Raw genomic sequence first — 246 nt, forward strand, 5'->3', positions numbered from 1 at the left:
GCGTATATAGTTTCGCCCTCTCCGTCTTGATCTACAAAAATATGCTCTACGCCTGCAGGAAAACTTTCGTTTCGCACATGTGCATAAGATGATACGAATGTCACTGGTACAGAAAATTCTGTAGCTATCGAAATAATTTCATTTACGACTGGACAAGCATCACCATCGACAAAAATCTGTTTTTTATAATTTTTCATAGTTCTTAATTCTACATCCTTTTAAAATATCCTTCTTTCTATTTCTTTT

General features: G+C 34.1%; 1 pseudogene. It reads right to left on the reverse strand.

From position 1 onward, the window contains the following. Window positions 1–197: pseudogene (locus tag AOA61_RS31710) on the reverse strand (hypothetical protein); the annotation flags it as partial. Window positions 198–246: the final 49 nt, after the last annotated feature.

Origin of the sequence: Pseudomonas sp. 2995-1, from assembly GCF_002742505.1 — a bacterium.
In the GTDB taxonomy this organism is placed as follows: domain Bacteria; phylum Pseudomonadota; class Gammaproteobacteria; order Pseudomonadales; family Pseudomonadaceae; genus Aquipseudomonas; species Aquipseudomonas sivasensis.